The organism is Paenibacillus sp. 1781tsa1 (genome assembly GCF_024159265.1).
Lineage (GTDB): Bacteria > Bacillota > Bacilli > Paenibacillales > Paenibacillaceae > Paenibacillus.
In genome coordinates this window covers 5,716,127-5,739,768 of sequence record NZ_JAMYWY010000001.1, presented here as the reverse complement: position 1 = coordinate 5,739,768, position 23,642 = coordinate 5,716,127, and the positions used below count along the sequence as shown (strand labels likewise).

29 protein-coding genes and 1 pseudogene are annotated in these 23,642 nt (G+C 46.5%); 22 read left to right on the top strand and 8 right to left on the bottom strand.

The features are described 5' to 3' along the window. Positions 1-297 precede the first annotated feature (297 nt). From NKT06_RS25780 to NKT06_RS25730, 11 genes are all read left to right on the top strand, one after another. Positions 298-603, top strand: coding sequence for a hypothetical protein (locus NKT06_RS25780; RefSeq protein ID WP_253440655.1), 306 nt, complete (start codon positions 298-300; stop codon positions 601-603). Further along, entirely contained in the window at positions 600-956 is a 357-nt protein-coding gene (locus tag NKT06_RS25775) for a hypothetical protein (RefSeq protein WP_253440653.1), read from the top strand. The genes NKT06_RS25780 and NKT06_RS25775 overlap by 4 nt, the downstream gene beginning before the upstream one ends. After that, positions 956-1,282, top strand: coding sequence for a cold-shock protein (locus NKT06_RS25770; RefSeq protein ID WP_253440651.1), 327 nt, complete (start codon positions 956-958; stop codon positions 1,280-1,282). The genes NKT06_RS25775 and NKT06_RS25770 overlap by 1 nt, the downstream gene beginning before the upstream one ends. Continuing rightward, positions 1,279-1,728 carry a hypothetical protein gene (locus NKT06_RS25765; RefSeq protein WP_253440649.1) on the top strand — a complete coding sequence of 150 codons (450 nt, stop codon included), beginning with the start codon at positions 1,279-1,281 and terminating at the stop codon, positions 1,726-1,728. The genes NKT06_RS25770 and NKT06_RS25765 overlap by 4 nt, the downstream gene beginning before the upstream one ends. Beyond that, the gene (locus tag NKT06_RS25760) at positions 1,721-2,341 is read left to right on the top strand and encodes a hypothetical protein (RefSeq protein WP_253440647.1); all 621 of its coding nucleotides are present in this window, start codon (positions 1,721-1,723) and stop codon (positions 2,339-2,341) included. Before NKT06_RS25765 ends, NKT06_RS25760 begins: the two co-directional genes overlap by 8 nt. Positions 2,342-2,353: 12 nt before the next feature. Continuing rightward, positions 2,354-2,806, top strand: coding sequence for a hypothetical protein (locus tag NKT06_RS25755; protein WP_253440646.1), 453 nt, complete (start codon positions 2,354-2,356; stop codon positions 2,804-2,806). Continuing rightward, the gene (locus tag NKT06_RS25750) at positions 2,799-3,275 is read left to right on the top strand and encodes a hypothetical protein (protein ID WP_253440644.1); all 477 of its coding nucleotides are present in this window, start codon (positions 2,799-2,801) and stop codon (positions 3,273-3,275) included. Before NKT06_RS25755 ends, NKT06_RS25750 begins: the two co-directional genes overlap by 8 nt. A gap of 43 nt (positions 3,276-3,318) precedes the next feature. Further along, a complete protein-coding gene (locus tag NKT06_RS25745; protein ID WP_253440642.1) occupies positions 3,319-3,639 on the top strand; it encodes a hypothetical protein in 321 nt (106 codons plus the stop codon). After that, a complete protein-coding gene (locus NKT06_RS25740; protein WP_253440640.1) occupies positions 3,629-5,089 on the top strand; it encodes a tape measure protein in 1,461 nt (486 codons plus the stop codon). Before NKT06_RS25745 ends, NKT06_RS25740 begins: the two co-directional genes overlap by 11 nt. 68 nt (positions 5,090-5,157) lie before the next feature. Beyond that, positions 5,158-5,547, top strand: coding sequence for a phBC6A51 family helix-turn-helix protein (locus tag NKT06_RS25735; RefSeq protein ID WP_253440638.1), 390 nt, complete (start codon positions 5,158-5,160; stop codon positions 5,545-5,547). Then, positions 5,534-5,824 (top strand): phBC6A51 family helix-turn-helix protein, encoded by a 291-nt coding sequence (locus NKT06_RS25730; protein WP_253440637.1) that lies wholly within the window; start codon positions 5,534-5,536, stop codon positions 5,822-5,824. The genes NKT06_RS25735 and NKT06_RS25730 overlap by 14 nt, the downstream gene beginning before the upstream one ends. 695 nt (positions 5,825-6,519) lie before the next feature. Here NKT06_RS25730 and NKT06_RS31975 read toward each other — a convergent pair. After that, positions 6,520-6,606 (bottom strand): putative holin-like toxin, encoded by an 87-nt coding sequence (locus NKT06_RS31975; RefSeq protein ID WP_367399904.1) that lies wholly within the window; start codon positions 6,604-6,606, stop codon positions 6,520-6,522. A gap of 704 nt (positions 6,607-7,310) precedes the next feature. Here NKT06_RS31975 and NKT06_RS25725 point away from each other — a divergent pair. From NKT06_RS25725 to rarD, 6 genes and pseudogenes are all read left to right on the top strand, one after another. Further along, positions 7,311-7,406 (top strand): annotated as a pseudogene (locus NKT06_RS25725) (iron-sulfur cluster assembly accessory protein); the annotation flags it as partial. 225 nt (positions 7,407-7,631) lie between these two features. Then, positions 7,632-8,273 carry an NAD(P)-dependent oxidoreductase gene (locus NKT06_RS25720; protein ID WP_253442806.1) on the top strand — a complete coding sequence of 214 codons (642 nt, stop codon included), beginning with the start codon at positions 7,632-7,634 and terminating at the stop codon, positions 8,271-8,273. 254 nt (positions 8,274-8,527) lie between these two features. Next, positions 8,528-8,923, top strand: coding sequence for a hypothetical protein (locus tag NKT06_RS25715; RefSeq protein WP_253440635.1), 396 nt, complete (start codon positions 8,528-8,530; stop codon positions 8,921-8,923). A gap of 158 nt (positions 8,924-9,081) precedes the next feature. Continuing rightward, on the top strand, positions 9,082-9,603 hold the full coding sequence (locus tag NKT06_RS25710) for a hypothetical protein (RefSeq protein WP_253440634.1): 522 nt from the start codon (positions 9,082-9,084) through the stop codon (positions 9,601-9,603). A gap of 103 nt (positions 9,604-9,706) precedes the next feature. Continuing rightward, positions 9,707-10,285: a hypothetical protein gene (locus NKT06_RS25705; protein WP_253440633.1), complete on the top strand. Its 579-nt coding sequence runs from the start codon at positions 9,707-9,709 to the stop codon at positions 10,283-10,285. Between the two features lie 149 nt (positions 10,286-10,434). After that, a complete protein-coding gene (rarD, locus tag NKT06_RS25700; RefSeq protein ID WP_253440632.1) occupies positions 10,435-11,313 on the top strand; it encodes an EamA family transporter RarD in 879 nt (292 codons plus the stop codon). 535 nt (positions 11,314-11,848) lie between these two features. Here the strand turns inward: rarD and NKT06_RS25695 are convergent. The 3 genes from NKT06_RS25695 to NKT06_RS25685 form a co-directional block, all read right to left on the bottom strand. After that, positions 11,849-12,304: a hypothetical protein gene (locus NKT06_RS25695; protein WP_253440631.1), complete on the bottom strand. Its 456-nt coding sequence runs from the start codon at positions 12,302-12,304 to the stop codon at positions 11,849-11,851. A gap of 685 nt (positions 12,305-12,989) precedes the next feature. Continuing rightward, on the bottom strand, positions 12,990-14,039 hold the full coding sequence (locus NKT06_RS25690) for a glycoside hydrolase family 53 protein (protein ID WP_421891712.1): 1,050 nt from the start codon (positions 14,037-14,039) through the stop codon (positions 12,990-12,992). A gap of 347 nt (positions 14,040-14,386) precedes the next feature. Further along, positions 14,387-14,614 (bottom strand): hypothetical protein, encoded by a 228-nt coding sequence (locus NKT06_RS25685; protein ID WP_017692425.1) that lies wholly within the window; start codon positions 14,612-14,614, stop codon positions 14,387-14,389. Between the two features lie 248 nt (positions 14,615-14,862). On the opposite strand from NKT06_RS25685, the gene ppk1 reads away from it, so the two are divergent. Next, positions 14,863-16,944: a polyphosphate kinase 1 gene (gene ppk1, locus NKT06_RS25680; RefSeq protein ID WP_253440630.1), complete on the top strand. Its 2,082-nt coding sequence runs from the start codon at positions 14,863-14,865 to the stop codon at positions 16,942-16,944. Here the strand turns inward: ppk1 and NKT06_RS25675 are convergent. Both NKT06_RS25675 and NKT06_RS25670 read right to left on the bottom strand, forming a co-directional pair. Continuing rightward, positions 16,904-18,433: a Ppx/GppA phosphatase family protein gene (locus NKT06_RS25675; protein ID WP_253440629.1), complete on the bottom strand. Its 1,530-nt coding sequence runs from the start codon at positions 18,431-18,433 to the stop codon at positions 16,904-16,906. The two genes, ppk1 and NKT06_RS25675, sit on opposite strands and share 41 nt — an antisense overlap. A 26-nt stretch (positions 18,434-18,459) precedes the next feature. Then, the gene (locus NKT06_RS25670) at positions 18,460-18,714 is read right to left on the bottom strand and encodes a hypothetical protein (protein ID WP_062837940.1); all 255 of its coding nucleotides are present in this window, start codon (positions 18,712-18,714) and stop codon (positions 18,460-18,462) included. Between the two features lie 237 nt (positions 18,715-18,951). Between NKT06_RS25670 and NKT06_RS25665 the strand changes: the two genes are divergently transcribed. Continuing rightward, entirely contained in the window at positions 18,952-19,611 is a 660-nt protein-coding gene (locus tag NKT06_RS25665; protein WP_253440628.1) for a YheC/YheD family protein, read from the top strand. Between the two features lie 355 nt (positions 19,612-19,966). Continuing rightward, positions 19,967-20,110, top strand: coding sequence for a sporulation histidine kinase inhibitor Sda (sda, locus tag NKT06_RS25660; protein ID WP_017692430.1), 144 nt, complete (start codon positions 19,967-19,969; stop codon positions 20,108-20,110). Positions 20,111-20,131: 21 nt separating this feature from the next. Here sda and NKT06_RS25655 read toward each other — a convergent pair whose 3' ends face one another. Both NKT06_RS25655 and NKT06_RS25650 read right to left on the bottom strand, forming a co-directional pair. Beyond that, the gene (locus NKT06_RS25655; RefSeq protein ID WP_253440626.1) at positions 20,132-20,383 is read right to left on the bottom strand and encodes a hypothetical protein; all 252 of its coding nucleotides are present in this window, start codon (positions 20,381-20,383) and stop codon (positions 20,132-20,134) included. Between the two features lie 75 nt (positions 20,384-20,458). Further along, on the bottom strand, positions 20,459-21,433 hold the full coding sequence (locus tag NKT06_RS25650; protein WP_253442802.1) for an NAD(P)/FAD-dependent oxidoreductase: 975 nt from the start codon (positions 21,431-21,433) through the stop codon (positions 20,459-20,461). 565 nt (positions 21,434-21,998) lie between these two features. Here NKT06_RS25650 and NKT06_RS25645 point away from each other — a divergent pair. Both NKT06_RS25645 and NKT06_RS25640 read left to right on the top strand, forming a co-directional pair. Beyond that, positions 21,999-23,192, top strand: coding sequence for an NAD(P)/FAD-dependent oxidoreductase (locus tag NKT06_RS25645; RefSeq protein WP_036605766.1), 1,194 nt, complete (start codon positions 21,999-22,001; stop codon positions 23,190-23,192). Continuing rightward, entirely contained in the window at positions 23,189-23,443 is a 255-nt protein-coding gene (locus NKT06_RS25640) for a hypothetical protein (protein WP_036673350.1), read from the top strand. Before NKT06_RS25645 ends, NKT06_RS25640 begins: the two co-directional genes overlap by 4 nt. Positions 23,444-23,642: the final 199 nt, after the last annotated feature.

Genomic DNA, 23,642 nt, shown 5'->3' with positions numbered 1-23,642 from the left:
CGAATAGAGCGTAGCTACTCTGACTTTATCGTCATGGCAACGTATGAGCGCGAGGGCAAAGTTACAGGTATTCAATACCAAGTACCATCCGCTAGGAAAAGGTCAATCAGGCGGCTGCTCGGCGTAAATGTCAGCGAATAGTAGTGGTACGCAATATGGAAGAATAGCGCGGAAATAGCGCATGGAACAAGCGGAGGAACTATGACCCTCGGCTTCTTTTTGGTGCGCTTAAATCACGCATAAGACACGCAATAGCGGACAGATTGTGCACGTAATTAACGGGAGGTAGGGAACGGAATGAGCGAAGATACTAAGCGCGTGTTATGCACCAAAATTAAACATACGCAAGAGGACGGAATCGATACCGTTGTCATTACGGCGGGTGACGGATGGGTTACCTACACCGCTAAAGAACCGATTATCACCGATATGACGCCGTTCGAAAGCGCCGTGTCTTCGTTGTGGAGTGGTTACTTTCACGCTACGGAAAATAGCCGCGAGTTAGGCAGGTTTCCGTTAGCCTTTGCGTCGACGGTGCCTGGCGCGGTGGATGCATTTTTTAACGAGCTTCATGAGAGCCCGGAGGAGGAGGCCGCAGAATGAATATGATCGTGTACCAGCAAGTGTATGTAAGCGCGGATAAGACGAAGGTTCTCGTAATCTTAGTCGACGGAGAAGGCAGCGTTATCGATCGCCGTTTCTTTACGTACGATGCGTACCCGCTTGCCAAGGTAGCGCGGGAAGCTTTTGAACACGTTACGAAGGTGCTACGCCGCTGTTTTGACGCGGACACAATCGATTACCACTGCAACGTACTCGGCCGTTACCAACTTACGAAGCAGGAACGCGGCTATGCGCGGCAGTTACTTGAAAGTAGATTGACCGGTAAGAAATCAGACAAAAAAGTCTCGTGGGTAGAACCTGCGGAAGAAAATTTAGAGGAGAGTGTTGAGTAATGGGATACGCAAATAGGGTTTGGGACGGTCTTTTTGGAGAGGAGCAGGAAGAGGTGAACGCGCTGATCGGGCCGAGTCTGGGGAAATCGCCTACCAAAGCTCCTAAGCAACCGAAAGTTAAGCGCAGTTCCGGCGTCGTAGCTCACTTTAATGACGAGCGCGGATGGGGCTTCATCAATGCCGGGAAGTCTCGTTTGTTCTTTCATATAAGTGAGTGTCCCGACTATGACAGCGCGATTGTGCCGGTGGGTTCCCGCGTTACCTTCGAAACGGGAGAGGACAAGAAGGGCCGGGAATGCGCGGTATCTATTAAGGTGTTTGAATGAGGCCCCTCATCCTAGCAGACTGGATAATTGCGGACGACATTGCGCAGCTCCTCCATATTCAGCTATACGATGCGCGCGGTCAGTTACAAACGTCGTCAATCGTTCCGTGCTCTGATCCGGTGCTTGCGGTGCAGCTTGCGCTAGAGGTGGTTGAGTTTGCTGAGATCGGCGGAGGTTTCGACCTGCATACGAGCGACCGGGAGATATTCCGTCACGCGCTGGCCGATCCGGAGATTAACGCTCAGATCGTTCACCCGTTAGACATGGCGCAGCTCTCCCGCATCGTGAAGGAGAGTCCGGATGTTTACCGGGAGCTGTTTCCGTCGGAGAGCCATTCCGTAGAAGCGCCAGCAATACCGGAGTTAACCGGATGGCGCGGTCGGCTTGTGCGCTGGCTCAAACGTATCATCCAAATAATCGAACAGGGAGAAATGACAAATGATTAAATTCGATAAGTTAGATCAATTCAAAAAACAAAGCGAGGTAAACAGTGCTAAGCAGGATGAGTTGTACACCAAGCAAGCGCAGGCAACGGAGGCAGTAGTAGAGGCTAAGCGAAAATATACGGAACTGGTGGAGATGTCCATTCGTGATGGAGTTGACCTTGACGCGGAGATTGATAAAGCTGACGTAAATGTATCTGACGCGCAACGAGCAGCTCGACGGATCGAGGCACAAATCCAGGCGACATCGGTATCGAAAGGGTTGAAGGTTACACCGGAGGATGTGGCGACCGCTTGGAACGCTGACGTTGCTCCGGTTTACTTTGAGTCGGTACTGAATCCTGCAATCGATGAGCTCGCCCAAGCTGCAGAAGCTTACCGTCAAGCGTATGAGAAGGCCGCCGCAGCCGCTAAAAAGATCGAGGACGAACGATGGGAGATGATTAGAACAATTGATCCAGCGGGGTTTAATGCAAGGATAGGTAGGGGCAGATTCATGTATAACACCAAATCCCCGGACCTAAGCAGTCCCGCCAGTCCATTTAATCAAGCAACGCTAACAGACCGCGACTTGCAGCAATTGGATAACCAGAGACGCGCAGCAATTCTAATTTAAGGAGATGGAAAAATGACAACACAATCAATCAATTACAGCGCAGTAACCGAGGCGCTCAAGATGGCGCCTGGCAATCCCCAGAAAATTGTCCAAGCAAAACGCATGGAACGGGAGTATAACGAGACGGTTGCGCTGATGTTTAGCGAAGAATCCGGAGTGAGCTTCGTTCCGGTGCCTGACGAAAAGGACGTTGAGCGGTTCGATGCGCGCGCAAAGGAAACGAACGATCCGGAGGACATTGTCCGCGCTCACCTTATACGTGATCGGTTCGAGTATTACGAAGGGGAGAAGACGGCGCACATCGACCACCGGGTACTCGGCAGCCAACTCCGGACTAAGCTCGCGGAAGGCACCGTAACAAAGGCTGACGTCAAGGCGGCGGAACAATACGCGAAGATCAATCCTACGCCAGACAATATCGCGCTATTTACGAAGATTAAAAGAGGGGTGTCATCTAATGAGTAGAAAAGTGGTCACAGGAAAAGGTATCGGAGTAACGGACATCGACACGACGGGGTATAAGTACGCGAAGTTCTACGGAGAGTCTAGGGTTATTTTAGTCTCTCCGGACCCAGACGAACCACTTTCCGGAGTATGGGTTTCGGATGACGGAGGCGGAGCGTTTGTAACAGGAAAGACCATTCGTATAGATAGGAAATTTCCGGGCTCATGGTCAGTCGTACTGTTTAAACAGAGACCGGCTACAGATCAGTCTACGATCTCGATCACCAAGCTTCAAGACGGAACTAATATTCTGGAAGGTGACGAAGATGTTGTATTTAAAAACGAGGGAGTCGATATTTCAGGCGTTGACATTTCAGACGTAAGACATGATTTTGACTCACTCAGCCGCCTGTATCAGCGCGCAACAAGTACAAAGACAGCAAATGACCAAGTACGTTATCTGAAACTTAAATCACTGCTTATCAAGTAGGGGCCGGAAGGCCTCTTTTCTATTTTAAAAAGGAGGCGATTATATGAATACGCATCAATTGGATTTTAAAATGGTTAACAAGACACTCGCGCTCATTGAACAGATACTTACGTATATAAAACCGCAAGACTGGACGTTCACCGCGCGTTTCCCCGGACAGTTTAAGGAGTTTCGCATGGCGGCCGGCAGACTGGCGCGCTCAAAAGACCATAAAGTCAAAGCGTATGGCCGCGCGCTCGTTGAATATGACCGGTGCCTAGCTGATTTCGACCGGGGATTTACGCAAGCAAAGGCCGCAAAGACTGTGAAGACAGGAGCGCGCGTAGTTGCGGCGATGAAGGAGGTGCCCGGACTTGAGCTTTGACATTGTAGGACATATGCGTATTATCGACAATGCTACGCGGCCCCTGCGGAACATGAGCTCGGGCCTTTTGAGTTTCGGAGCATCTGCAGCAAAGGCTGCGGGGGCAGTTACCGGCATTGGAGCCGCGATTGCAGCAATAAACACCGCAGACAAATTCCTCTCAAAAACGATTGAAGCGGCCGCTCAGTTCGAGATGCGGGAGATCACCCTGTCCGCAATGTTTGGAAAAGAAGCAGAGCAAAACGTCGATAAATTCTTGAATTACCTGGGAGAAAGAGCAGACGTAAGTCAATACTCCATGGACGATTTCCTAGACGTAGGTAAGTCTTTCGTACCAACTACGAAGGATCTACGACAACTTGAGCGCGCCACTAACCTCGCGGAACGTCTGGGAGCGATCGACCCGGAGCAAGGAATAACCGGTGCAGCCTATGCCTTAAAGGAATTCTTCTCCGGCGATGCCGTGTCACTCGTGGAGCGTTTCGAGCTGCCTCGTTCTGCGTTGAATAAGATCAAAAATCTACCTCTCAATGACCAACTCGACCAACTCGACAAGTTCTTGGACCAACTCGGAGCTACAAACGATTTGATAGACGCGCAATCTAAGACTGCAATGGGACAGTGGCGCACAGCAATCGGAGGCGTTAACCGTGCGTTCCGGGAGATGGGTACGGAGGCACTAACGAGTCTCAAGCCGGTTCTAGCGGAGTTTAACGCATGGTTGAAGGGGCCACAATTTGCCGCACTTAAAGATTGGGGTGTGGATGCGTTCGGTGGGCTCGTGAATGGCGCGGTTAATGCGGTCCAGAAGGCTACGGCATATCTCCAAGATAACTTTTTTAACAACGAGGAGTTCAAAGCACTGCCCGATATCGAGGCCAAGATTAAATACGTCTTTGATACCCTGGCAGCAGACTTCCAAGCTTGGTATGACTCATCTGGGTCGGGTATTATCAAGAATATGGCAAGTAAGATGGTAGACACGTTGGGCAATGCGTTGAAAGCCTCTAAGCCTATTCTTGATGCTGCGACTAAGATCGGTGTCCAGGTCGGTGCATCTATTCTTGAAGGTATCTGGAGTAACGCGGGTATTAAGGAGTTCTTCTCAACTGATATAAAAAGCGTAGCCAACAAAACGCTTACCTCAACCGAGGAGCTCGAAATTGTGAAAGAGTTTGGTGGAGTCGGTTCAGCCGGAGGGAAATCAGGAGGCCTGTCAAACGCTACGTTGGGCTACTCCGGCGGACTTGATCGCGTCCCATACAACAATTACCCTGCGCGACTTCACCAAGATGAAATGGTACTCACTTCGCAAGAGGCGCGTGATTATCGCACCAATGGTACAGGCGGTAAAACTGCGCCAAGTATCGTTATACAGAGCGTTACTATCTCGAACGGGATGGACTACGATACGTTCGTTGGCAGATTAGCGCGTGATTTGGCGATGTAACACACCGGGCGGGCTTCGGCTCGTCTTTTTGTTGTGTACGTTATGAAGAGAAAGGGGAAGAAGGACATATGAGATCTCTAACAGCAGGACAGTACACGGCCATTCAACACTTATCACTTCCGAAAGCGGAGCGTCCTTCCGTTGACAAAATTGCCGAAGAGATAGGAGTGAGCCGCTCAACTATCTACGCGTGGCAGAAAGATCCGGAGTTCATTGCGGAGCTCAAGGGGCAGATTGTCCGTAATAACGTTGGAGAGCTGCCGGAGCTCGTTGGCGCACTAACACGGATGGCGCTCGAAGACAAATCCGCGGCCATGGCGAAGTTAGCGCTACAGGTACACGGCATGTTAACGGATAAAGTCGAAGTACAGACGCAGACAAGTCCGCAGACTACCGACATCGAGGCGTTGAGACAGCGGATTGAAGCGATAAAGGGGCGTCAACATGAGAAGGAGTAAGCAGAAAGGGAGGCCCGTCGCTGAGCTTGATGCGCGCCATTATCGGGCAATTGCGTTGCTTGTGGATGGCAGCTTGAGTTACGGTGAGATTGCGGATAGCATCGGGATAGATCGTCGTACGCTGCATCGGTGGCGCAAGCGTAAAGACTTCGATAGGGAGCTACGTAAGGTATTGACGCGAATTGAACGAGAGTGGAGGAGGACAACACGCGATCGATTACGCCTGAGATCCGCGTATGATATGACGTGGTTCTTTGACGCAGTCGGACGCGTGTAAACTAACGTACAATTAACGAATTGGCCGTGTCATCGTGGTTAAACGCTACGGTGGCGCGGCTTTTTCTGCGTTTATGGCGAAGTACTTAACGTCCTATTACTGGACAAAGGGCGACATTACCTGCACGGGGCGCCTGGCGGACGGCCCCTCCGGAAACTCACGGGGTTTACGATGCATAATCGATGCATACTGCGCGGATGACCGGCTGCATAAACTGCCAGTAGGTTACGGCCGATATACGCCATTAGTCTGCGCGGCTATGCGGTTTGTATGCGTATAAGACTGGAAATGTATATGCAATGAATAACGCGGTATTATACATATGGATAGGTAACGCAGCAGTGGCGCGGGTTTACGGAGTGTACGAGGGATTGATGATCACATATCCACAATCGTACATAACTGTATATTTATGCGGAAGGTGAGGAAGTGACGGGTTCAGGATGGCACTACCCCAAGGACCCCTCCGCGGACTACCAAATCAGGTTATAACTAGATCCAGACGGCAAAATTATCTTACGGGGTTTATTAATCTAAACCGTGCACAATCGTCTGAAGTTAGCTTCATGGTATATGTAGTGGATAGACGCAGTCTCAAGAGAGAGTTGCGTCTGTGTGGACCTTGCAGGCATCTACAATAAGCGTTATGATAAATATTGAAAAAATCATCGTGGTAGCAGCTCTTGGCGGGGGTGCTACCTCTTTTTTTGTGTCAAATTAAGTAGACCAATTATGACTAATCCAAACTGCAACATAATCGTAAGTGCTTCGTACGTGCTCATCTCATCACCTCCATTTCGAAAGTATATACATAGTTTAACTTCGGGAACATAAAGTGAAAAGCTCTTTTAGTAGCCGACTAAAAACTGTTGACAATTTAAGTTTACTGTGAATTAGGTATTCATTCCCTTCAAAGCTTGGTTTAACTTTCCCCTTTCTGCCTCTTAATTATAGTAAATTTAGTATGCTTTCTACAAAGTAGATTACGCGCAATTTTTGATATAAAACCTATAGGACATTAAGGTGAAATCACTTCAAAATCTGACCGGATCTTAAGATAATAACGAATAACTCCATTTTCCTGTGATTTGGATAATTACCCCAAATTATAATCGGACTAGTGAAAACGGTAAAATGTCAAATTTGGCGATTTTCCATTTTCGAGCATAATCTAAAAGTCAGTAAAATGTGTGATCAGAGTTAATCAGGAAGAAACAACGTTAATCAACAGGAAAAACTTTTATGTAATATATTTACATGTAAATAAATATACAATGTTCATTATCTACCGTATACTCGCGCTCTCTTATAATTTCATTTGTACTGCGTTGACTTCTCCGGTTCTATTAGGGTAGAATGCGGTTAACGAGATTATGCGTCATAGTGGCGCGTGATTAACAAGTAGTCGTGCGGATTCACAATCCCGGTCGTAACCGAGAAACCGCGTAGTGACGGGCGTTAAGCCTTCCGAATAGCCTAGCGTAGATTCACCATTCATAACCCGAACGCGGTAGCTACTTGTGGTTGTGGATCTTCTTTCCGTACGAAGGAAGATGCGGGTGTGCCGGATAAGGATTGTTAAGAAACTGAGTTGTACAGCGGTTTCCCAATCTTGTTTTAAACTTAGCAGTTTGCAATCCCTTTAATAGATAGCCTCTGAATTGTATCCGTTTCGCACGGGCATGATATCAGGGGCTTTTTTGCGTGTACTGAAAGTTGTATGGTTGACAAACATAGTTGTAACAACTATAGTTACAATATGAATTTCAAACATAAACTATATTGATAATTTAAAGGAGAGATCATGATGAACATTGCAATCATTGGTGCAACAGGCAAAGCAGGAAGTGTAATTTTGAAAGAAGCAGCAGACAGAGGGCATGAAGTGACGGCGATCGTTCGTAATGCATCCAAACTGGAAGATAAAAGCTTGAATACGCTGGAGAAAGATGTATTCGATCTTACAGCTGAAGATGTTAAAGCGTTCGATGTGGTTGTAAATGCATTTGGTGCACCAGCGGGTAAAGAAAACCTGCATGTGGAAGTAGGACAAGCGTTGATCAACATCCTGAAAGATGCACCAAACACTCGTCTGATCGTCGTGGGTGGAGCAGGAAGTCTGTTCACAGACGAGTCCAAAACATTGCGTGTCTTTGAATCCCCTGGATTCCCTGATGCTTACAAAGCAACTGCAACGAACCAAGGTCAGAACTTGCAGGATCTGCAAGCATCCTCTGGTATTCAATGGACATTCCTGAGCCCGGCTGGTTTCTTTAATCCAGAAGGTGTACGCACAGGTAAATATCAAGCTGGTAACGATGTAATTCTGGTCAACAGCGAAGGCAACAGCTACATCAGTTATGCAGACTATGCGATTGCTTTGGTGGATGAGATCGAGAATCCGCAACATCAAAACGAGCGCTTTACCGTTGTTGGCGAAGTGAAATAACACTTTTAAATTATCATATTGAACATATAAACGGACGCTGATCTTCACAGATCGGTGTCCGTTTTTTAGGTTATCGAAGAAGGATGTTCTGCAATAAAGGTTAGGCAGGTTAGATTATTATCGTTCAATGTCCAACTACTCCTTTGAATCTATGTTATATTATTCTAAATATGGAATTGGAATGCGATTATATGAGGACTACTTCTCTTAATCGGAATTTCTGCGAGCTTAAAAGTATAAGGGAGTGAACAGTTGTGAAAATGTATTCTAAAGGAATTATACTATTGATCTTTGTGGTTTTAATGATTAGTGAATCGAGTGATTCGGGGTTATCCCAGTATGCAAATGTTAAAAATGCGATGAATCAAATTCACATCAATTCTCTCTATCCGAAAAATAAGAATGGACAGACATATGGCTCTGCCATATATGCGACTTCTCTAGAAACAAAACCTGACTTAATTTTGGCTATTGGTGTGGATGGTACAGAAGGATATCTGCTGAAAAAAGACATGGAAGGCGAGCTACCTAATACACCTGAAGAAGCTATTGCAATGCAGAACAACAGATCACCAGATGGTTATGATATTCCACTGTATGACAAGGATGGTGAAACCGTCATTGGTGTATTTCATGTTGGAGGAGAGTGAAAATAACCAACATAGATCCAAGGTGACGTTACCAAGAAACGTTAAAGAAATGAACACTATTCTGCAGTTGATCAAAAGGGTCGGCTGCTTTTTGATCTTAAGATTTATTTAGTTTGCTAAATGAGGAATAACTACTGCGCGTTGTGGAGGGGAATGTAGTGTATTTTAAACCTATCATTATTTTATTGGGGCTAGTTTTTTGTATCATTGCTGGATGTAATAATGAGGTTAAGAGGTTGGGTGCAGATGAGTCTGTGGTAACCGGTGATCAAAAGACTGCGACAGAATATGTTAAGGCACAAGGTTATAAAATTTTTTCGTACGATGGTCAAGTTCAGAAGTACACGTTACACAAAGACAAACTACTCTACGGGATGACAGAAACGATACCATATAGACAGACATGGGGAGTCCAAAAAGTAGAACCGGAGCAGTACTTTGGAATGGAGATAGCGGTATATAGCTTTACAGTAACTAGCCATCCTTTGGAAAAGCTTTACGATACTAAAACCAAAATTTCAATAATGCTTAGTGGTGGCAAAGTTATAGGGGGGACTTCCTTCCCAAATGCAGCAATAGATGGAGCACTATATTCGTTGGATGGAAAAACATTGGAAGAAGTAACGGGGAAAAGTTTTAAAAAATGGAGTGAAGAATGGAAAAAGAAATACGGTACCTGAAAGTCCAAGCTAACGGACGAAAGAATTTGCTGTAAGAAAAATGCAACATTATCCCTTATAGACAGGTCAATAAAGATGTACGAATTAAGATGATGAGAAGAAGGTGGGAAAACTGAAGCTTCGTATACTCGCGTTAATATTTTGTTTCTCTGTCGTGTTTTTTATCTCAAATGCGCAAGATGTTAACGCTTTATCATGTGCCGAATCGGGAAGTCCCCAAGAAGAGTTAGAAAGAGCTACTGGAGCTGTTTATGGAGAAGTAAAGCAATTAAAGGTGGACTTAAAGCAAGAGGGGTTTACGGGCACAAAAGAGAAAATTAGATATATTTTAGTGGAAGCTGAGAGGAGTTGGAATACTGAAGTTGACTCTCAACTAATTATCGGAACGAACTATACTTGGGGGTTTGATTTCAAGGAAGGTAACAAATACTTAATCTACTTTAGTGAGGCAAATGGTGAGTTGAGCAGTAGTCCGTGCAGTTCGACCATCGAAATGAACAATATTAATCAAGCAACTGAACTATTCGGGGAAGGATATCCACCCAAACAACAAGTAAACCTAGAACACAAAATGTGGTTTATGTTTGAGCAAGATATTGATATGTATATCGTAGGTATAGTCGTATTAGCGGCGATCTTTCTCCTCTTTATGTTAGTAAGAAAGAAACAGGGAAAAGTATAATCTCGCTGTATTAAAGTGAAACTTTTGCTCAAAGAATAGTCTGCTGAACGAGAGTATGGCAGCTTGCAGGACCTATTACCCCTTTACTTAAACGAGGATGGAGGCGTATAATCCGTTGAGACATTAGAGCAATAAGAGGGGATATCGTTATGAATAATGGATTAATCAACGCAATCATTGCGTATATCATGTGGGGGGTTCTCCCGCTGTATTGGAAGCTGTTTGAAAATGTACCGGCAGGCGAGATTTTATCGCACCGAGTAGTCTGGTCATTTGTCTTTATGGGAATTTTCGTGGCCGTCCAACGTCGTTGGGGTGACATGAAGCGCATTCTGACCAGTCGTTCGACGCTGCTGTCACTTACCGCGAGTGGGCTGCTAATTGCTATTAACTGGCTGATCTTTATCTGGGCAGTTAACAACGGTCATGTGGTTGAGACAAGTCTGGGCTATTATTTGAACCCGTTACTGAATGTGCTGCTGGCGGTTGTCTTCCTTCATGAAAAGCCAAACCGTGGACAATGGCTCGCGATTGCCATCGCTGGTGTCGCGGTGCTTATCATTGCCATCGACTACGGGCGTTTCCCATGGGTTGCGATTTCGCTGGCTGTGTCGTTCGGCTTGTACGGTCTGGCGAAGAAGAAGATTAAGCAAGACGCTTCTGTGGGCTTATTTTCGGAGACCGCTGTAGTTCTGCCCATCGCACTAGGCTACTGGATCTACTTGGCCATAGTGGGAAAAGCAACGGCATGGACGCTGCCTGCACCCATGTTCATCGAATTACTTCTAGCCGGCGTGGTGACGGCACTGCCGCTGTTGTTCTTTGCACGGGCGGCAGCTCGGATGTCGTTGTCCACACTCGGTTTTGTACAGTATATTGGGCCGACAATCATGCTGATCCTAAGCGTGTTTGTGTTCAAGGAAACGGTCTCGCCAGTTCTGCTCGTTGGTTTCGCGCTGATCTGGATTGCGCTTATCGTATATGCAACCGCATCGATGCGTGCCATGCGACTTGCTAAGGTAAGCTGAAGATAGAGCTATCCTGGTATCACCATAGTTGCCCTGTCTGCCAATAAGGTGGACAGGGCCATTTTTTTGTTTATTTATGAGGAACGATAGCTTAAAAAAACAAAAAGGAAGCTGATCAACATTATGGTAAAATACAGGAGTAACAACTAAAAAGAGTAATCAAAAACGAGGAGGCAACAGATATATTATGGTCAATGACCTGTGCCGTAAAGGTGGCTTGTTCTTTAAAAGGAATGATGTAGTTCAAACATTATTTCAGTTTTCTATTTCAGCGATAATCGGTATTATATATGGGTTTATGATGCTCAACGAAACGATAGGTGGATATATTAATAAATTGCTCCCGAGCACGGATGGTCCTGATCTTCATTTATATCTGCCCATTGTGGTGACAGTGTTTGTCTACTCGTGCTTTATCCAGAAGAAACAGCGAATTGTTCTTGAAAAAATCTCATTTAGTTGTCTACATATTTTTGTAGCTCTGCTAAGTTGTGTTTCTGCAGTTGTCGTGTTATTGGTGATCTAATCCGGATTCCTACGTATCCATACCTTCAGGCCCATCCACTGCATCAATGACACCGACAGCGAGGGTTGTTACCGCAGCAGCAGCTAAAAGATTCTTGGCACCAAGCTTGACTCTGTCCTTATCTTCCTCTTTCATGCCCACAACAACATCTTTACCGCTGTTATATACATACTTAGCTGATATCGCTACACCTTTTGCCGTAGTGGTTACAGCACCTCCAATATCGGCAAGCCCTGCGTCTATGGCAGTATCGTCTTTTCGAATTGCACCACTGGCCAGATCATATGTCCCGCTAGCCAGTTGCCCAACGGTCTTGCCTGTATTGATCGTAGCTTTCTCTACGCCGTTCCCGATTTCTTTGATAAAGGGGCTACCTGCGATCTCACCAACAACCCTCACGCTGCCACCCAACACTTTTCCGGTAACTTCCCCAGCCAATTGACCTATCCCTTTTAAAAAACTCATCCATTTTCCCCCGCTCCAATAAGAAGTTGATCCTATGTGTTATCTCAATAGACTTATTATATTCATATGTAAGCCAAAAGAACATCAGTCTCCAGCCTGAGTGTGCACCCCTCCTCGATTGATCGCGAAACTGTTTTAGAAGTGCCTCATAGAAGCAGCAACGTAGTGGAGGGGGCGGAATCGATTCTGAAGAAGCGGAGCGTTCGCCTGAAAGCTTTCTGCAAGAAAGCTGCATCGGAAGCATAAGCTATCCCCAGATTTTCCCCCTATAAGGGGAATTCATAAAAATCTGGGGATAACAGCGATTATAAGAACGATCCGCCCCCGGAACGCCCACCACGCTGCAACCTCAACGCACTTCATCACAAAAAGGCGCTACTCCCACCGGAATAGCGCCTTCTGCCCTTGTTTTACCTTACTATACTTAATCCATTTGCCTACACACGGTTTTAGAAGTGCCTCATAGAAGCAGCAACGTAGTGGAGGGGGCGGAATCGATTCTGAAGAAGCGGAGCGTTCGCCTGAAAGCTTTCTGCAAGAAAGCTGCATCGGAAGCATAAGCTATCCCCGGATTTTCCCCCTATAAGGGGAATTCATAAAATCTGGGGATAACAGCGATCATAAGAACGATCCGCCACCGGATCGCCACCACTGCTCCCATCCAAACTTCTAACCTCTCCGTGTTCTAGTCAATAAATCCTTCCATGACCGCCGTTGGCATCATGTTGGACTGCCATGCGCCTTTGCCGTAGCCACCGTTGTATCCTGGTGTAGCCTGAGGCTCCCAGTAGAATACACCTTTACCTTTGCCATTTGGCAGATTGCGGATTTGATTTTTCATCGCGGCAACAAAACTTTTACCAGCTGCAGCCTGGTTATTGTCCATGCCAATTTCGGAGATCATGATCTCTTTACCATAACGGTTGATCATATCCTTGGCGTTGTTTACCGTATTTGTCACAGCGGTGTTCCAGCCGGAAGCTGAAGGATAGAGGGACATGGCAATCATGTCAAAGTTAGCTCCGTTATTAATCAGACCACCAATATTCCATACATAGAGGGCGTTATCATCTCCACCTGCCAGATGCACAATGGTTTTGGTTCCGCTGCTCAGGGATTTCACTGCATTATGGCCCGTGTTCACCAGCCACGCATAGTTTTTCATGTTGGTGGATGCTTTGCCATCTTCCCATAACATGCCGTTGCTTGTTTCATTCCCGATCTGTACCCAGTCCGGGGTAACGCCTTTGCTTTGCATCGCCGTCATGACATCACGTGTGTGATTCCACACTGCATCCATGAGCTGTTGGAAGGTATAGTTTTTCCAGGCAGCAGGTTTAGTTTGTTGACCAGGGTCTGCCCAGGAATCGCTGTAGTGCAGGGTGAGCATTACACTCATGCCGGCATTCTTGGCACGTTGTGCGAGTGTAGCCGCACGATCCTTATTCATGTAACCGTTCCCATAGTCATTCGAAGGATTAACAAAGACCCGAATGCGAACGGAGTTGATTTGATAGTCGTTTTTCAAAATATCAATGATGTCGCGCTGTACCCCGTTTTTATCTTTCCATTTGTAGCCTTGGGCTTCCATTCCGGGAACCCAACTGATGTCGGCTCCTTTGGCGAAACTTGGTGCTGCGCTGGCATGCTGACCTGCGGGTAACAGGATGGAGGTGAATAACAAAACAAAAGCCAACATGATGGATGTCTTGAAACCCCTTACATTTTTGAACATTACAAGATGCCTCCTCGGATTTTGGTTGAGTTGCATCCTAATTATATCCATCTTGGTTTACGCTACTAAAGGGTCTATTTCCAATATTTTGGGTGTTTTCTCAACCTCTCTACAGAAAAAGAGAAAACAAAAAGCCGTCCGAAGACGGCTTTTCTACCCGTGGCGCTTTTTGAAACATTGATCCGTATCCCGCGCCTCCACCAGACTCATTTAATTTGAGCTAGTGGATCGGGTAAGGGACACGTTCAACATGACATTAGAAATGTTGACGCACCTCCTTTCCTTGTGGCAAGAGTATACAACACCTTGTTTCGGAAAGCTAGTCTTTTTTACGTATTTATGCAAAATTATTTTTCAGTCTGGAACATCGTGATATCTCGTGCATAATGACTCTTCGTTCCGTCATTGTTTCGGATGCGTACACTGTCTTCACTGATCCGCTCTACAATGCCACAACCGACCTCGCAATAGACGCCAGCCGGGTCTTCCTGCCATGCGCTTACCATACATTGCGATAGTGCCGCCGTGAAAAACTCTATATTTTTTTGTAACGTTCTAGGTTTGTTGGATTTCATTATATACTCCTTTAATCAAATATATTTGGAATGAGAACAAGCAACCGGACCAAATCACACTGTACTTCACTTTACTCTGTCTATTGACCTTTGTAAAGGGATGGAAAAAGTTGCGGCCATGAGGTATCATTTACATAAATTTTACGTAGCGTTTACACTGCGCTGACGCTTGATGTTGATTACGAATAGTACAATTACAGGAGAACTTCTAACCAAGTATAGATATGCAACACATTCGGAGGCCATACATGCATAGAGACGTCAAAACAGGCAACTACGTTAATCGTGATTTGAGTTGGGTTGAATTTAATCGGCGCGTACTTCAGGAGGCCCAGGATCCAACAACGCCTCTGCTGGAACGCATGAGATTTCTCGGCATTGTCGCTAGTAATCTGGACGAGTTCGTCAGTGTAAGGGTGGCAGAGACGAAAGAGAAGATCAAGGCCGGATTCACGCAAAAGGATTTTACAGGATACACGCCTTCGGGATTGTACCGCAGATTGATCAAACGAACCGGGACCATGGTCGCCGAACAGTATAAAACGTATCGTGAACTCATTCGTCTACTCGCCAAAAAAGGCGTAAACATTCAGGAATATACAGATCTTAATGTGACACAACAGCGCGCAATGGACCAGTACTTTCATGATATTATTTTCCCGGTACTCACACCGATGGCGATTGACCAGAGCCGTCCGTTCCCATTGGTACACAACAAGTCGGTCTATCTGTCCGTAATGCTGCAGAAGGAAGGGGAACAAGAGGGTGAGCCGTTTATGGCTATTGTTCAGGTACCTTCCAATCTGCCGCGGGTAGTTCAGGCTCCCATTCGGGCGAATAGCAAAAAGAAAACGTTCATCCTGATTGAGGACCTCATCAAACATCATATTCATACACTCTTTAGCGGTTATATCTCGCTTGCTGCACAGGAATTCCGGGTGACCCGCAATGCGGATCTGTTTATTAATGAAGAGGAAGCGGAAGATCTGCTTGAGGCTATTGAAAAAGAATTACGGCGCAGACGCAGAGGCGCTCCTGTTCGACTGGAAGTCTGCAAGGATTTTCGTCCGGATGCCTTATTGGAATTGCAGGATGAATTCGATATTCAGGACCCCGTGTACGAAATGGATGGCCCACTTGATCTGAGTTTTCTGGCGGGATTCGTGGACAGTCTGGAAAGTTTCTCACATCTGAAATACAGTCCGGTAAAGCCAGTCTATCCACCGGAGTTTCTGCCAAGAGAAAGTCATTTTGAGCTGCTGCGCAAACGCGATGTACTGGTGCATCATCCGTATGAATCGTTTGAACCGGTCACTGATTTTATATTGGAGGCTTCGGAAGATCCAAGAGTTCTGGCTATCAAGATGACATTATATCGGGTCAATGGCGATTCACGCCTTATTCCGGCACTTGCACTTGCGGCTGAGAGTGGTAAGCAGGTCACAGTGGTGGTGGAACTGAAAGCCCGGTTTGATGAAGAGCGTAACATTGCTTGGGCACGTAAGCTGGAGAAGGCCGGTTGTCACGTGGTTTATGGACTGGTTGGACTCAAGACACATGCCAAAATCATTCTTGTCGTACGCAGGGAACAGCAGGGGCTGAGACGTTATGTTCATGTAGGAACCGGTAACTATAATGAGAGTACAGCCAAAGTCTATACGGACGTAGGTCTGTTCACCTCCAATCCGATTATTGGGGAAGATGCATCCGAGTTGTTCAATGAGATTACCGGATATTCCGGTCCGAAGGCATTGCAGGCGTTCCGCGTAGCTCCGGATGGTATGAAGGATGAGCTGTTCGCACTGATTCGTCGAGAAACGGAACACGCCCTGAAAGGCAAACCTTCCAGAATCATTGCAAAGATCAATTCCTTATCCCATCAGGATATGATTGATGAGTTGTACGAGGCTTCTCAAGCCGGTGTGCAGATCGATCTGATCGTGCGTGGCGTATGCTGTCTGCGTCCGGGGGTAGAGGGGCTCAGTGAGAATATTCGGGTCATTAGCATAGTGGATCGTTTTCTGGAGCATTCACGGTTGTTTTATTTTGAAAATAGCGGCAACCCGGATGTATTCATCTCCAGTGCAGACTGGATGACACGTAACCTGAATCGAAGAATTGAACTGATGTGTCCCGTGTTCGATCCAGAGCTGAAGAAGATGCTGGTCGATATTCTTAATCTGTCCCTTAATGATAATGTCAAAGCCAGAGAGCTTATGCCTGGTGGCAATTATGTATTTGTAAAAAATGAAAAGCCCCCGCTGAGAAGTCAGACGGAGGCTATGGGAATTATCCCTTGGAAACCTGCTGAATGGAGTACGATAACGTAACTCCCCAGGCTTCCTGCAGATCCTTGACGGCCTCTTCCAGGCCATCAAGTTCCAGTAACGGCTCTGCTGTACAGGTGAACTGCACCTGCAGCGAGTCGTTTTCTTTGGTTGCTTCGATCGCAGCGATGCTCTCCGATCGATTAATGGCTTCGGCTACGCGCAGCAGAGAGCCTATACGATGAGCATGTCGCTCATCCGAGTTTTTCAGAATGTCCCGGTGCTTATTCAGCAGTTGGGGCGTTCTTTTTTTTGGATGATAATCGGCCGCGCTGGCACTGAGGATCGTCTCTCGGTGAGAAAGTCCATAGATGCTTGCATTCATAATCCAATAGGCCGAGTGCTGTGTATAACGGAAATAGTTAATCTGCTTACCTGCCATGTGCAGCATGGAGGACGCATACAGGATTCGGGCATCTGCCTCATCAGGAGCAGTGCCTTGTAGTGCAGTATACAGGGTAACCGCATCCTGATGAATCCGTTGCAGACGTTTCTCTGGAATAGGCGGACCGAAATGGATAAAGTTGCGGATGCTGTCCTTCAGCGCGTCCGGAACGACCGGCTGACCTCCAGCCATATAATCACGCAACAACCCGTCTCGTAGACCCGCACCACTAACCACATAACGATCTCCCTGTATTAACTGGAAGACGGTTCGTAGGATCAGTACGCCGGGCACAATGATGTCTGCGCGATCTTTAGCGAGTCCAGGCACCTTTTTGCGCTGTGCCGAGGTGAGATGTGGCAGGGAGCGAGCGATGTTCTCCATTGCTTGCTCACTGATCTCATAATGATGGGTGACAGGCAACGAATACTGGGTTCGTTTCTGCTCCACTTTGGCGAGTGTACGCATCGTTCCGCCAAGTCCAATGAGTGGCAGTCCAGGATGCTCATGAATCCAATCCTGTCCACGAAGAGCTTGAATGACTTCATTGCACAATGCATTCGCATTCGCTTCGCTCCACTGGTCTTCACCCCCATAACGGGCATGTGAATTCACTGCACCAATGGGGAGGGAAATGCTATGTAACCTCTTCCGATCCCGAAAGACTGTGATCTCCGTGCTGCCGCCTCCAATATCTACGACGAAACCGTCTGCCAGATCAATGGATTGAGTAACACCAAGGAAACCGTAATAGGCTTCCCGATCTCCGGATACACATTCAATGGTAAGCCCCGTCTCTGTCTCCAGCCATTCGATAATCTGCAGGACATTGCTTGCATTACGAATGGCTGCCGTAGCTGCTGCACGGATCAGTTTGGTCTGATACGCTTCACAGGTCGCTTTGAATTGACGCAAGATGGTGATGGCTTTATCCAAAGAATGGCGAAGGATGGTACCATCCGGCTCAACAACGCTGCTCAGACGAGCGGCGTATTTGTCTTCATGAATGATGCGATAGGCTGCGTCCTGATCCAGTTCATAGATAACTAGACGAATGGAGTTTGAGCCGATATCAATAATTCCTAAGGTTTCATTAGTACGTGTCATAAGCATCTCCTTCTACAGAGGTTCAACTACCCGAAGTGAAGAAGGGCAGCCATGGCTTCCGGTGAACCCGGCGGTGTGGCAGAGAAGGGCGTAGTTAACATAACAACAATGATAAAGACGATGAAACAGGCAAATATAAGACAACTCACGGCAAAGCCGCGATTGCGCTTTTGAATAAACAGTCGAATACCTGTGACAAAGAGAAGTACCGTAACGGCTACCAGAACGATCGACATTGCAAAATAGGCTACGCCATAAAGTGATTTGAAAAATGCTTCCATTTGTTCTAAACGCTCCTTAGATCCTCATATTTAAGCCCTTCCAAGCCGTTCCTTAGTAGCATACGACAGATTGACTTGTTTGAAAAGCAAACCGGGCGCTTGTTCCCGTTTCCGCCATCACCCTGGGACAAGTTTCATGGAAAAGGGGCCCCTGCCGTGGACAGACATCCAAGAAAGCAAGGCTTCTGTTGAGTATGTATAAGGAAGGACTATTGTTTCAAGGAAGGAGATCAACCCATGTCGAGACAGCTTGCAAGCAAATGGCGGAAGACAGCGGCATTGATGAAATACCCGGTAGCCGCGGTCCATATTCCACAGACCAAGGCATTCAACTCGGGTAATCTGCTGCACATGCTCAGTCGTTATGGAATGGTGTATGTCAAACCTATTGTAGGAGGCGGAGGTTATGGTGTCATCCGGGTATCGGCGAGCGGTGGGGCTTATCGATACACCCATATGAAAACGACACGTTCTTTCGCCAGTTTCAGCCAGATGTATCGCTCTCTGGTGCGTGTAAAGGCTAGACGCAGGTACTTGATCCAGCAAGGCATTCATCTGGCAACGATTCAAGGGAGACCTGTTGATTACAGAGTCAAAGTTGTCAAAACCGATCGAGGCTGGGTATTCCGTTCCTTGGTTGGACGTCTCGCTCGTCCCGGGCTCTGTGTAACGAATCTGAGCAAGGGTGGCACCATGTTATCAGGAAGGCGAGCTCTCGGTTTATCCCTGCCCCATATATCTGGTCGGCACAAACGCAGGGAGATGCGTTCACTTACACTGACATGCACGTACATTATGGAACGGCAGTTCCCTGGTGTAGGTCAGCTTGGATTTGATTATGGACTGGATTATTCAGGCAAGATCTGGATTTTGGAAGTGAATACCAGACCTCAATAGAAAATGAATGGGAAAGCTCAAGAAAATCCAAGAAAAACCGATAATATATAGAAGAAAATGGGTTGAAAAAGGTTTGAAATTTTACATTACTGGGTAATTTACTCGCAACAAGTCTTGAAACTATGAATTTATTCCAAAAAAAATACGCAGATAAACGTTCTGATAGTAGTACAACATGCCTGTGCATAAATATTGTCCACACTATACACGTTGATTACTCTACATTTTTTCCATTTATCAACAAACTATGCACAGGATTTCCACATATCATTGTGGATAACAAGAACGCTTGTTCTCTATATGAATCTCTGATATGATAGTTTTGAGGAAAAAAAAGGAAAGGTTGTGGCGGGAAATGGCTATGTTATCCGATGAGATGTTGTTGGATTCCTACCATAAAGCGATTGAGTTGAATCTCGAACGAGATTTCATCGCACTGCTGTTGGCAGAAATCCATAAGCGCAAACTGGGTACCGACGTATCTGCCATTCTTCACTAGAGATCCTCATTGCAGGCAATGTTACAGGTTTCCGGACAAGTCCCATAGTGAGACAGCCCATGGCGTGCTCGTCTGACAATGGGGACAGTACATCACATGATTGCAAACGTTTTCGACTTCGTCTGCCGTGTCAGAGGAGGATTGGAATACGTAGGGGCTGTATGGTCCGGTGTAGTCGTCCAATTTGCCGCATTCTAACAGTCCCTGAAGGCAGTGGGGGCAAGCCTGCTCCGGTACAACCAGACCGTTACACAGCGGGCATATATAAGACAAGGGTATCCCTCCTGATATGGATTCACTCAGGAGTAAGATACCCTTTTTTGTATCAAAATATGTTATTTCAGCGAACTAGCGTTTCATGTTACTGCTGTGCCCTGGAGACAACTTGGCGTCCGGATCGAAGTATACCTTTGCATTATTAACTGCTGTTGGGGCTTCGCCGAATCCGACAGCGATCAGCTTCAGTTTACCCGGGTATGTTGTAATATCCCCGGCAGCGAAGATCCCTGGAATGGATGTTTCCATGCGGGAATCAACAACGATGGAGTTACTCTCAATTTCGATACCCCACTCGGCAATGGGTCCGAGAGAAGAGACAAATCCGAAGTTAACGATCACGTCATCTACTTCGATTTCCTGAGTTTCTTTGGTTTTTACATGGGCAAGGGTTACCTTGGTTATGGTGTCATCCCCATGAAGTTCCGTGATTTCGGTCGGTGTAACGACATTCACCTTGGAATTCATCAGATTTTCGACACTGTGCTCATGCGCACGGAACTTGTCCCGGCGATGGATCAACGTCACTTGCTCAGCGATGGGCTCGAGCATGAGTGCCCAGTCTACCGCAGAGTCACCGCCGCCACTGATCAGTACCTTTTTGCCAGCAAAGGCATTCAGATCACTGATGAAGTAGTGCAGGTTGCTCTTCTCGAACTTGGCAGCACCTTCAAGCTCCAGGCGACGTGGTTCGAATGCACCTACACCAGCCGTAATAATGACGGCTTTGGCATGATATTCATTCTCATCCGTCTTCACGATGAAATGTTGCTCATCCTTTTTCTCCACCGATACAACCTTTTCCTCAAGGCGGATATTCGGGTTAAAATGACTCATTTGCTCAACCAGGTTATTCACCAGTTCCTGAGCAGTTACTTTCGGGAATCCGGCTACATCATAGATGTATTTCTCCGGGTAAAGAGCGGCAAGCTGTCCGCCAAGCTGTGGCATACTTTCAACCAGTGTAACGGATGCCTGACGCATCCCACCGTAAAATGCGGCGAACAGACCCGCAGGGCCTCCACCGATAATAAGTAAATCAGTCATATCATGACTGGAATTCTGTGCAGTCAAGAATCAACAACACCTTTCATATTTTAATAGGTAGTTAACAGGAAAAATGTGCAGGCTCGTATCGGAACCGGCATTGGTACTGAACTGTCTTTCCTATTATAAACGGTGTATTCAGGGTTGCAAAGTTAGCGGCGTCACGAATCTAGGAACAATTGATGAAGATCAGATGAGAATAGGATGAAATTGGAAATGAAAGGTTATGAAAAATAACAAAAAAAACCTTGATCTTTACTAGAAATACAGATATCCTTGACCTGTACTATGTGTTTTTTTGTCTAATTTAGAGTCAATATGTAATATGAACACAGATCCCGTGTTTTATAGAATCTTGTGGTTAATTTCACAACTTGAATCGATAACTTGCGTGCAAACGAATCAATGGAATGAGTTATGAAATTGATGCAAACGTTTAAATAAATTCGCGAAGTTAACATTTGTCGTCATAATGGGCAAGACCTCATCAATATTTGTAAGTATGTGCATTTTGCATCTCAACCAAGATTGGACTGATGCAAGTGAAACCGGAAGGGGTATAGACATGAGCAGTATTCCCAAAATCGTCATCCTCGGCGCGGGCTATGGCGGGATTCTGACAGCCCAGCGGCTGCAGAAGGAATTGAATTATAACGAGGCCGACGTCACATTAGTGAACCGGCATGATTATCATTATATTACTACACATCTACATATGCCGGCAGCCGGCACGGATACCATTGAGCATGCAAGAGTCCCTATTTCGAAGCTGATTGATGAGTTCAAGATTGATCTGGTTAAATCTTCCGTCAAGGAGATTCGTCTGCAGGATCGGAAGATCATTCTGGAGGACGGCACGTTATCCTATGATTATCTGATTATTGGACTAGGCGGTGAGCCTGAGACCTTCGGTATTCCGGGTATGCTCGATCACGCCATGACCATCCGCAGTATTAACTCGGTCAGACTGATCCGAGAACACATCGAATATCAATTTGCGATGTACAAAAACGATAACAAACGAAATCGTATTCGGTTTGTCGTAGGTGGAGCGGGGTTCAGTGGCGTTGAATTCGTAGCTGAACTTGCAGATCGTATTCCACAGCTGTGCAAGGAGTTCGATGTGAATCCAAAACATGTGCACATCTATAATGTAGAGGCAGCGCCTTCGGCCTTGCCTGGATTTGACCCGGAATTGGTAGAACATGCCATGAATGTGCTCAAGAAGAAGGGCGTTACCTTCAAAATTGGTGTTCCCATCAAACAGTGTCTCCCGGATGGGGTTATTGTGGGTGAGGGTGAAAAGCTTGATGCTGCCACAGTGGTATGGACGGGCGGTATTCGCGGTAATTCACTGTTGGAACAGGCAGGTCTTGAAGTGATGCGCGGACGTGTAAAGGTAGATGATTATCTGCGTGCTCCTGGACATGAGCATGTCTATGTGATCGGTGATAATTCACTGGTCTTCAATGCGGAAGGACGGCCTTATCCGCCAACAGCCCAGATTGCAATGCAGCAAGGTGTGAACTGCGCCAAGAACGTCGTGGCATCCATTCGCAAGAAACAGCCACAACCTTTTGTATTTACGAGCAAAGGCACGGTTGCTTCATTGGGTAAAGGTGAAGCGATTGCTGTTGTAGGCGGCAAGAAATACAAGGGCTGGAAAGCGGCTCAATTGAAGAAACTGGTTGATCTGCGTTATCTGTTCATCATTGGTGGTATTCCGCTAGTCCTGAAGAAAGGGCGGTTTTTTGGATGAGACATTGCAGTGTTCAGGTCCGGGGATTATTAACGCGTGAGGAACTGGATCGATACAACGCCCTGATGCAGGTCGGTGGTTATCTGGAGGAACAGGATCAATATGATCTGGCCTACATCGTGCAGAAAGAAGTGGATATTCTCATTTTGCCCGCGATTGAGCGGCTTAAAGAGAAGGGGCGTGACCGTGACCGGGCCACAGCCGAATTCCTCGAATCACTGAAAGCTGTTGATGAAGAGGACGAGGATTAGAGACATAACCTTCCAATCGCCCCAGATTTTTTTGATTCCCTTTTGTTAAAGGGAAAATCCGGTGATAGCATATGCTTCCGATGCAGCTTTCTTTCAGAAAGCTTTTAGGCGAAGTGGGTGCTTTCGAAGTAGCTTTCTTGCAGAAAGCTTGTAGCTTCGCTTTTTCAGGTTTTTTCTGTCCTTTCCGTTTTTGTGTAAA